The sequence below is a fragment of the Mycobacterium sp. ACS4331 genome (assembly GCF_001667265.1).
Classification (GTDB): domain Bacteria; phylum Actinomycetota; class Actinomycetes; order Mycobacteriales; family Mycobacteriaceae; genus Mycobacterium.
In genome coordinates this window covers 19,376-30,475 of record NZ_LZHW01000087.1, presented here as the reverse complement: position 1 = coordinate 30,475, position 11,100 = coordinate 19,376, and the positions used below count along the sequence as shown (strand labels likewise).

The window sequence follows — 11,100 nt, the reverse complement described above, 5'->3', positions numbered from 1 at the left end:
CCCGACGGCTCTTGTCGATCGATCTCTTCGACGAGGACGAGCACGACGATCTCGACGAGTGGGCCAATCGATCGGTCCTGTCGCGGCCCGGTCCGCCGGCGGTCTCGATCCCGGCCATGTTCGCCGAACACGTGGCGCACTCGCCCGACATCGTCGCAGTGAGTGCCCAGGGCCGCTCGATGACCTACCGCGAACTCGATGAGGCATCGAATCGCCTGGCGCACCTGTTGATCTCGCGAGGAGCTCGGCCGGGCAGACACGTGGCGTTGTTGTCGCACCGGTCAGTCGAGGCCGTTGTCGCGGTCATCGCAGTGGTCAAGTCCGGGGCCGCGTATCTGCCGATAGACCCCGTGGTGCCGGATGCGCGAATTGAGTTCATCCTCGCCGATGCCGCCCCGGTCGCCGTCCTGACCACAGGCGAGTTGGCGGACCGACTGGACGGATCTGGGGTCTACATCCTCGAATTCGACGACCCCCGCATCGGGGTTGAACCGAGTACGCCGGTCCCAGCGCCCGACGCCGAGGACACCGCATACCTGATCTACACCTCAGGGACCACTGGCACTCCGAAAGGTGTTGCCGTCACCCATCACAACGTGACGCAGTTGATCGGGTCGCTCGACGCAGGCCTGCCCAACCCCGGAGTGTGGGCGCTGTGTCATTCGCTGGCATTCGACGTGTCGGTGTGGGAGATCTTCGCCCCGCTGCTGCGTGGTGGCCGGGTGGTGGTGGTGCCCGAGGAGGTGGCGGCCTCACCCGAGGACTTCGGTGCCGTGCTCGCCGACGAGCGGGTCACCGTGTTGACCCAGACACCCTCTGCGGTGGCGGCGCTGTCGCCGTCTGGTTTGGAGTCCGTCGCGCTGGTGATGGCCGGGGAGGCCTGCCCCCCGGAGGTGGTGGACCAGTGGGCTCCTGGGCGCGTGATGGTCAACGCCTACGGGCCGACTGAGACCACGATGTGCGTGTCGATCAGCGCCCCGTTGACGCCGCAGACCGGTGCACCGATCGGGACGCCGGTGCCGCAGGCCGCGTTGTTCGTGCTGGACAGCTTCCTGCGTCCCGTCGATGCCGGCGTGGCCGGTGAGCTGTACGTGGCCGGCGCGGGTGTGGCGAACGGGTACCTTGGCCGGTCCGGTTTGACCGCATCACGTTTCGTGGCATGCCCGTTCGGCGGGTCGGGTGCACGGATGTACCGCACCGGTGACCGGGCCCGGTGGGACGAGAACGGTCAGTTGCACTATCTGGGCCGAGCCGACGAACAGGTCAAGATTCGTGGATACCGGATCGAACTGGGGGAGGTGCAGGAGGCGCTTGCCCGGGCCGACGGGGTCAGACAGGCCGCGGTGATCGCGCGGGAGGACCGCCCGGGCGACAGGCGCCTGGTCGGATACATCACCGGGACCGCGGACCCGGTGCAGGTGCGTGCCGAGCTGGCGGAGCGGTTACCGGGTTACATGGTGCCGGTCGCGGTGGTGAGGTTGGAGGCGCTGCCCCTGACGTCGAACAACAAACTCGACACCCGGGCGTTGCCCGCACCTGAGTATCAGGGTGCCGAGGGTGCCTACCGGGCGCCGTCCACGCCCACCGAGGAGCTGCTGGCCGACATCTACGCACAGGTCCTCGGGCTCGACCGGGTCGGAGTCGACGATTCGTTCTTCGAACTGGGCGGCGACAGCATCCTGTCGATGCAGGTGGTTGCCCGGGCGCGGGCCGCCGGTGTGTTGTGCAAGCCGCGGGACGTCTTCGTCGAGCAGACGGTGGCCCGCCTGGCTAGGGTGGCCGGCGTCGTCGACGGTGCCGGTGTGGTCGACGAGGGCATCGGAGACGTGACGCCGACCCCGATCATGGGCTGGCTGAGGAGCCTGCGCGGGCCGGTCGACCAGTTCAGCCAGACCGTGGTGGTCAGGGCTCCGGATGGGGTGATCGCGGACGACGTGATCGCCGTGGTTCAGGCGTTGCTGGACCGGCATGCGATGTTGCGAATGCGGGCCCGCGAGGACGCCGACGCCGGATGGGTGCTGTCCGTGCCCGAGAAGGGCGCGGTCGACGCGCGATCCTGCGTGCAGACTGTCGAGACCCTCTCGGCGGAAGCGCTCGCCGATGCGCGGTCGGCGTTGGACCCGGCCGCTGGCGTGATGCTGCGGGCGTTGTGGGTCGGCGACACCCAGCAGTTGGCGTTGACCGTGCATCACCTCGCTGTGGACGGTGTGTCGTGGCGAATCCTGTTGGAAGACTTGAATCTCGCATGGATGCTGCGACGGGGCGGAGAGCCGATCGTGCTGCCCGTCACCGGCACGTCCTTCAAACGCTGGTCGGAGCTCTTGGCCGAGTACGCCGGCCGCGCGGAGGTCGCGGCGCAGGCCGACGCGTGGCGACGGGTGGCGGGTGTCGCACCGGTGCTGCCGGCGACCGACCGGCAGCGCGACACGTATGCCGACGCGGGGTCACTGTCGATGTCGCTGGACGTCGCCACCACCGAGAGGCTGCTGGGGGAGGTGCCCGCCGCGTTCCACGCAGGCGTCAACGACATCCTGCTGATCGCGTTCGGGCTGGCGATCGCGGAGCTGACGGGCACCGGCGCAGCGCCCATCGGGATCGACGTCGAGGCCCATGGGCGTGACGAGGACTTGGGCGATGTCGACCTGTCGCGCACAGTGGGGTGGTTCACGGCGAAGTACCCGGTGGCACTGACCGTCGGGAGTCTGACCTGGGACCGGATCGTTGCGGGCGATGCCGCGGTCGGTGCGATCGTCAAGGCCGCCAAGGAGCAGTTGCGCGGGCTGCCGGATGGACTGACCTACGGTCTGCTGCGTCACCTCAACGCCGACGTCGACTTGTCCGCTGAGGATCCGACCATCGGCTTCAACTATCTGGGACGGCTGGGTGGCGGCACCGCGCCGTCACCGGACTTCTGGCACGTCGACCAGGACGGCATGGCCGATGTTGGGGCGGCGGCGCCGCCGATCTCGCTGGCGCACACCGTCGAACTCAATGCCAGCACAGTGGAGGGTGACGCGGGACCGCGGCTGGAGGCGGTCTGGACGTGGGCGCCCGCGCTTCTCGACGAGGAGCAGGTCGCCCGGCTGGCCCGACTGTGGTTTGAGGCGCTGGCCGGCATCTGCGCGCACGTGCAGCGCGGTGGGGGAGGTTTGACGCCATCGGATATCGCTCCGGCTCGGCTGAGCCAGCAGCAGATCGACGAACTGGCGGACGAAGTCGACCTCGCCGACATCCTGCCGTTGACCCCACTGCAACAGGGGCTGCTCTTCCACAGCGGAACCGCAAGGGGTGCAGGCGAACTCGACGATCTCTACACCCTGCAGCTTGATGTCACTGTCGACGGCCCCCTGGACGCCACTCGGCTGTGTGAGGCGACCCGCGCTGTCGCGCGCCGCCATCCGAATCTGTCGGCGCGGTTCTTCGAAGGCTTCGACGAGCCGGTGCAGGTTCTGCCCGCCCAGGGTGAACTCGCGTGGCGCTACGTCGAACTCGACGAGATCGGCGCCGAAGTGCAGGTTGAGCAGCTGTCCGCGGACGAGCGCGCGGCGGTGTGCGATCTGGCGCGCGGCCCCGTGTTCCGGGTGGCGCTGATCCGCACCGCCCCGGGCCGACACCGGTTCGTGCTCACGGTGCACCACATCGTGATGGACGGCTGGTCGCTGCCGATCCTGCTGAAGGAGATCTTCGCCGGCTACTACGGGCATGCGTTGCCGGCGCCGACGCCGTTCCGAAATTTCGTCGACTGGCTTGCTGACCGCGACCACGACGCCGCCCATGCCGTGTGGCGGCAGGTGTTGGTGGGCTTCGAGACGCCCACCCTGGTGGGTCCGCCGAATCGGATGGCCCTGGGGCAGCGTGGTGTTGAACTGCTGACCGTGCCGTCGCCTCTGATGCAGGCGTTGACGGATCTGGCACGTTCGCAGCACACGACGGTGAACACTGTGCTGCAGGCCGGTTGGGCCATGATGCTGTCGGCCCTGACGGGCCAGCGCGACATCGCGTTCGGCGTCACCGTGTCGGGGCGCTCACCTGAACTGCCCGGTGTCGAGTCGATCGTCGGTCTGATGATCAACACCGTGCCGATGCGCGCGGAGATGGGTATCGACACCACCACCGTGGGGCTGCTCGACCAATTGAAGACCGTGCACAACGACACCCTGGACCATCAGCACGTCGCGCTCAGTGAGATCCATCGCGTCACCGGTCACGAGGTGCTGTTCGACACGCTGTTCGTCTTCGAGAACTACCCGATCGACGTCGCAGAACTCACCGGCGCCGACGGTGTGGCCGTCGCCGACGTCGTCACCCGCGAATCCACCCACTACCCACTCACCGTCCTGGTGCTGCCCGGCGACGAATCGACCATCCGCGTCGAATACGACAGCGCTGTATTCGACCCCGACCGGGTCAGGGCACTGCTCGGGCGACTGCAACGGGTGCTGGCCGCCATGGCGACGGATCCGGAGGCGCGCCTGTCCGGGATCGATCTGCTCGATGACGGCGAACGGGAACGACTGGACCGCTGGGGAAACACCCCCGCCCTCGAAAGCGCTGTGCCCGAGCCGGTGTCGATACCATCGGTGTTCGCTCAAGTCGTCGGCCGGTCGCCGGATTCGCCCGCGATGACGTTCGAGGGCCGCACCCTGACCTACCGCGAACTGGACACGGCGTCGAACCGGCTGGCGCACCTGCTGGTTGCTGAGGGGGTGGGGCCGGGGTGCTGCGTGGCGCTGCTGATGCCACGGTCGGCGCAGGCGATCGTGGCGGTGCTTGCGGTGCTCAAGACGGGCGCGGCCTACCTGCCCATCGACCCGGCGACCCCAGCGGCCCGCATCGCGTTGATTTTGGACGATGCCGGGCCGACCGTGGTGTTGACCACCGCGAAATTGCACTCGCTGCTCGAGGGGTGTGCGGCGCCGACGATCGATGCCGCCGACCCGCGTATCGAGGCGCAGCCCGACACCGCGTTGACGTTCCCGAGCGGGGACGACCTCGCGTACCTGATCTACACCTCCGGGACGACGGGGACGCCCAAGGGCGTGGCGCTCACGCACGCCAACGTGACGCGCATGCTGCAGTGGGTGGATCTCGGCCTGCCGAGTGACGGGGTCTGGTCGCAGTGGCATTCGCTGGCATTCGACGTCTCGGTGTGGGAGATGTTCGGTGCGCTTCTTGGGGGCGGACGACTGGTCGTGGTGCCCGAGAGCGTCGCGACCTCACCCACGGACCTGCATGCCCTGCTGGTCGCCGAGGGTGTCACGGTGCTCAATCAGACTCCTTCGGCCGCTTCGGCATTGAGTCCCGAGGGTTTGGACGCCGTGGCCCTCGTGGTTGCGGGTGAGGCGTGTCCGCCGGATCTCGTGGATCTCTGGGCGCCGGGGCGGTTGATGCTCAACGGATACGGACCCACCGAGACCTGGTACACATCGTTCAGCGCTCCGCTGTCCGCCGGGTCGGCTGTGGTGCCGATCGGCGCGCCCACCGCAGGCTCGGCGTTCTTCGTCCTCGATACGTGGTTGCGACCGGTGCCCGCGGGCGCGGTGGGCGAGCTGTACGTCGCCGGAGCCGGTGTCGCCACGGGCTACGTGGGGCGGCCCGGGCTGACCGGCTCGCGGTTCGTGGCGTGCCCGTTCGGAGCCGGTGGGGCACGGATGTACCGCACCGGCGACCTGGTGCGCTGGGGCGAGGACGGACAGCTGCACTATCTGGGCCGCGCCGACGAACAGGTCAAGATCCGTGGCTACCGCATCGAACTCGGTGACGTGCAGGCAGCGCTCGGCGGGATCGACGGGGTTGACCAGGTCGCGGTGGTCGCGCGGGAGGACCGTCCTGGAGACATGCGCCTGGTCGGTTACATCACCGGTACGGCGGATCCACGACAGATTCGTGCCCAGCTTGCGGACCGGCTGCCCTCCTACATGGTGCCGTCCGCGGTGATGGTCGTCGACGCGTTGCCGCTGACGGTCAACGGAAAACTCGACAAGCGTTCGCTGCCGGCACCGGATCACGTGGACGCTGGTGTCCCGTACCGGGCGCCGTCGGACCCGGTCGAGGAGATTCTCGCCGGAATTTACGCGGATGTCCTCGGTGTGGATCGGGTCGGTGTGGACGACTCGTTCTTCGATCTGGGCGGCAACTCGCTGTCAGCGATGCGTGTCGTCGCTGAATTGAACAGGGCTCTCGGATCGCAGCTTTCGGTGCGGGCGTTGTTCGAGGGCCCGACCATCGCTGCGCTGGCACCCCGCACTGGTGACTTCGGTGATCGCTTCGAACCCCTGGTGCCGGTGGAACGGCCGGATGTGGTGCCGTTGTCGTTTGCTCAGAGTCGGTTGTGGTTCCTGGATCAGCTGCAGGGGCCGTCGCCGGTTTACAACATGCCGGTGGCGTTGCGGCTCAGTGGCGATCTCGACGTCGAGGCCTTGGAGGCCGCACTGGCCGACGTGGTCGGGCGGCATGAGAGCCTGCGGACGGTGTTCGTGGCACCCGAAGGTGTTCCGCAGCAGGTGGTGCTGCCCGCGTCGAGAGTGGAGTTCGGGTGGCGTGTCGTCGATGCGGGCGGGTGGTCGTCTGACCGGTTGGAGCAGGAGATCATGGCCGCAGCCGGGCATTGTCTCGACCTGTCCACCGAGATTCCCTTCCGTGCAGTGCTTTTCCGCGTCGCAGAGCAGGAGCACGTGTTTGTTGGGCTTGTGCACCACATCGCGGGGGATGGTTGGTCGATCACCCCGCTGGTGAGAGATCTCGCTGCGGCGTACGAGGCGCGGCAGCGCGGCGATGCGCCCGCATGGACTCCGCTGCCGGTGCAGTACGCCGATTTCACGTTGTGGCAACGGCGGGAACTCGGCGATATCGACGACGCCGGCAGCCGGGTTGCCCTGCAGTTGGCGTACTGGCAGGACGCGCTGGCCGGTATACCGGACCGATTGGAGCTGCCCAACGACCGGCCGTATCCGGCGGTGGCCGACTATCGGGGTGCCAGTGTGCCGGTGGACTGGCCGGCTGAGTTGCAGCAGGCGGTGAATGACCTGGCCCGTGCGCACAACGCGACGAGTTTCATGGTGGTGCAGGCCGCCCTGAGTATCCTGCTGTCCAAGATCACCGCCAGTTCTGATGTGGCGACAGGGTTTTCGATTGCGGGCCGCCGGGATCCGGCTCTTGATGACCTGGTGGGGTTCTTCGTCAACACGTTGGTGCTTCGCGTTCAGATCGACGGGGATCCCACGGCTGCCGACGTTGTGGAGCAGGTGCGCCAGCGCAGCCTGGCCGCCTATGAGCATCAGGACGTGCCGTTCGAGGTGCTGGTGGACCGGCTCAACCCGGCGCGGTCGTTGGCTCACCATCCTCTGGTTCAGGTCCTGCTGGCGTGGCAGAACTTCGCCGGGCAGGGCGGCAACGCGATGCCGTCTCTGTCGCTTGGTGAGGTCGCGATCACCCAGGTGGCGATGGACAGCCACGTCGCGCGCATGGACCTGTCGTTCTCCCTCGGCGAGCGATGGGACTCAGACGGTGCACCGGCGGGGATCGGTGGTGCAGTTGAGTTCCGCACTGACGTGTTCGACACCGCGACTGTCGAGAGGTTGGCGCAGTGTTTGAGACGGGTGCTGGTCGCGATCACCTCGGACGTGACGCAACCGCTTTCGTCGATCGACCTGCTCGACGATGCCGAGTCCGCCGAGTTGGCGCAGTGGGGCAACCGGGCGGCATTGACCTCGCACCCGATGACGCCGGAGTCCATCCCCGCGGTGTTCGCGGCGCAGGTGGCCCGGTCCCCAGATGCCGTTGCGCTGAGTGACCGCGGGCGGTCCTTGACGTACCGGGAACTGGACGAAGCCTCAAACCGATTGGCGCATGCGCTGGTCGAGCACGGTGCAGGCCCAGGCGAGCACGTGGTGTTGCTGATGAACCGATCGGCGGACGCGATCGTCGCAATCTTGGGAGCCCTGAAGACGGGGGCGGCCTACGTGCCGATCGATCCAGCCCACCCGGACACGCGAATCGGGTTCGTTCTCGACGATGCGGCCCCAGTCGCAGCCATCACGTCATCCGAGCTGCGCCATCGCCTGGAAGGTCACGATCTGCCCACGGTTGTGGTTGACGATCATCGGATTGGCGAGCAGCCGACGACGGCGTTGCCCGCTCCCGCCGGTGATGACATCGCCTATCTGATCTACACCTCGGGCACCACGGGAAACCCCAAGGGGGTGGCGATCACCCATGCCAATGTGCTTCAGCTGTTGGCGTCATCACCGGTCGACCTTCCGCGGGAAGGGGTGTGGACGCAGTGGCACTCCTACGCCTTCGACGTCTCGGTCTGGGATGTCTTCGTCCCCCTGCTCGGTGGCGGCCGATTGGTGGTGGTGCCAGAGGAGGTCGCGGCATCGCCGGAGGAGTTCCGGGCACTGTTGGTGGCCGAACACGTCACGGTGCTCAGTCAGACGCCGTCGGCGTTGGCGATGATGCCGCAGGAGGGTCTCGGTTCGTTGTCGCTGGTCGTCGCCGGTGAGGCGTGCCCGCCGGACCTCGTGGACCGGTGGGCGCCGGGACGGGTGATGATCAACGCCTACGGGCCGACTGAAGCCACCATCTACGCCGCTATCAGCGCACCTCTGAAAGCTGGATCGCAGGTGGTCCCGATCGGACGGCCGGTGCCCGGGGCGTCGTTGTTTGTGTTGGATCCGTGGTTGCGTCCGGTGCCGGTGGGTGTGGTCGGTGAGTTGTATGTGGCCGGTTCCGGTGTGGGTGTGGGGTATATGGGTCGTGCGGGGTTGACGGCGTCGCGGTTTGTGGCGTGTCCGTTCGGTGGTGTGGGTGTTCGGATGTACCGGACGGGGGATCTGGTGCGGTGGGGTGCCGATGGGCAGTTGCGGTATCTGGGCCGCGCCGACGATCAGGTCAAGATTCGCGGGTATCGCATCGAGTTGGGTGAGATCCAGGCGGTGTTGGCTGATCTGGATGGCGTCGAGCAGGCCGCCGTGATCGTTCGCGGGGAGCGCCCCGAGGATAAGCGTCTGGTCGGTTACGTGGTGGGCGACTGTGAGCCCACCACACTTCGTGCGGCATTGGCTGAGCGGTTGCCGGGTTACATGGTGCCCGCGGCGATCGTGGTCATCGGCACGCTGCCGTTGACCGTCAACGGGAAGCTGGATCGCCGTGCCCTTCCGGCTCCGGAGTATCAGGACGCTGGTGACGGATACCGGGCGCCGAGTACTCCGACTGAGGAGATCCTGACGGGCATCTTCACTGCGGTTCTTGCTGTCGAGCGGGTCGGTGTGGACGATTCGTTCTTTGACCGGGGCGGGGATTCGCTGTCGGCGATGCGGCTGGTGGCGGCGGTGAACAACGCGTTCGACTCCCAGATCGCGGTGCGGACGCTGTTCGAGGCCCCGACCGTCGCGGGTCTCAGTGATCGCCTCGCTGCGCCTGGTGGACCCGACGACGTCGATCGAGTGCTGCCCCTGGAGATCCTCCGCCCCGGGACCGGTACACCTCTGTGCTGCATCCACGACGGATTCGGGCTGAGCTGGCCCTATCGCAGACTGGGTGAGCTTCTGGACTGCCCGATCATCGGGATCAACCAGGTCGCGGGTGAGGGTGAGGTCGAACCCGAGTCGATCCGAAGCATGGCCATCAATTACGCCGACCGGCTTCAGTCACGCTGTCCGACAGGGCCGTACAACCTTCTGGGCTGGTCTTTCGGCGGGGTGGTCGCGCACGAAATGGCAGCGGAGTTGCAGCGGCGCGGATGTGTGGTCGAAAACCTGATCCTGTTGGATCCGTCGCTGAGAGCGATCCAGGTCTTTGTGCCTGGCACCACAATGGACGAGGCCAGTGTTCTGAAGCAGCTGCTGCGGGTCAACCGGATTCCAGTTCCGGCCAAGGGACGGAGGCTGACCCGCCGGCAGGCCATGGAGACGGTCGAGGAGAATTCAAGCACTGGCCTGGTTATTCCCTCACAGGAGATCCTGGGGCTGATGACGCGCAGTATCAATGCCAACCGGCGGCTTCTCATGCGACATCGTGCAGGGGTGGTCAATGGTGATGCGGTGATCTTCGCCGCAGCGCACCTGCCCCGTCTCGGTCCCACGTCGCGTCCAGTGCGATCGCGCTGGGCCGTCCTGGCGCAGCGCAGGTGGTGGCGACGGCGGGTCAGCGGCGAACTTGCGGTACATGCCGTCGGCTGCACCCACTACGAGATGCTGACGGACGAGGCGCTCAACCAGTACGGAGCTGAGCTTCAGAAGATGCTGGGCCGCTGAACAATCGGTTCCGCTCCACGGTCAGCAACGTGAACTGTCGAGCGGTGAGGCGTCTGGTCACAGCCGGGATATGCCCTGCAACAGCATCCAGGTTGCGGCCAGGGCACAGATGGACAGAAAAATCGGAGTCCGGCGGGCCGCCGTCCAGTCATGCACCCGCCCCAGCACGGTTTGAGTTCTGCCGGGCGCTATCCAGTAACTGACCAGGATGAGTTCGTTGGGTGCGAACATGATGACGATGCATACGAGGACGGCGCTGATCTGTGCGGCGGGGCCGAAGCCCGACATCACGATCACCGCGGCGATGAACAGTATTCCCTCCACCGAGATCGAGAACATGCCGAGAACGTAGGCGACCCACAGTGCTCCCCGCTGCCAGGCATCCCGAAGTCGAGTCCACAGTCGTTGCCGTGCCGTGGCGGGCGAGGTGCCGGGGGTCTCATCCCGATGGTCGAGTCTGTGCAGGAACGGAATTCCCTGGTGAGGTTTCTCCGGACGCGTGGAAGAAATGTTGCCGGCGGCCACCGCCATCTTCGCGCGTGATCGCATCAGGTGGCGCAGCCCCAGGCCGGCGGTGATCGCCAGAATCACTGCGCCAAAGCCGATCTGGAAGCGGGGGCTGATGTCCACATCCACACGGAGGAATCCGTTCGGCACGAAGTTGAGCACCAGGACGGGGGTCAGCAGATAGAAGAGACCCACAGTGACACAACCCAGCCAATAGGCGAGCAGATTCTGCACCGGTCGCGGACGCGAGATGATCAGGAGCATCAGCGCCAGGCGTACGGGGTTCAGGGCAGACAGGGCCGCCAGACCCGTCGCCGTACCCCACATCCTCAGAACC

General features: G+C 66.8%; 2 protein-coding genes. One reads left to right on the top strand and one right to left on the bottom strand.

Annotated elements, in window-relative coordinates; all coding sequences use genetic code 11:
* Nucleotides 1–11 precede the first annotated feature (11 nt).
* Nucleotides 12–10,256, top strand: coding sequence for an amino acid adenylation domain-containing protein (locus tag A5727_RS19960; RefSeq protein ID WP_502687697.1), 10,245 nt, complete (start codon nt 12–14; stop codon nt 10,254–10,256).
* A 57-nt stretch (nt 10,257–10,313) separates the two neighbouring features.
* On the opposite strand, the gene A5727_RS19955 is transcribed toward A5727_RS19960, so the two are convergent.
* Nucleotides 10,314–11,090: a GAP family protein gene (locus tag A5727_RS19955; protein WP_068253781.1), complete on the bottom strand. Its 777-nt coding sequence runs from the start codon at nt 11,088–11,090 to the stop codon at nt 10,314–10,316.
* Nucleotides 11,091–11,100 lie beyond the last annotated feature (10 nt).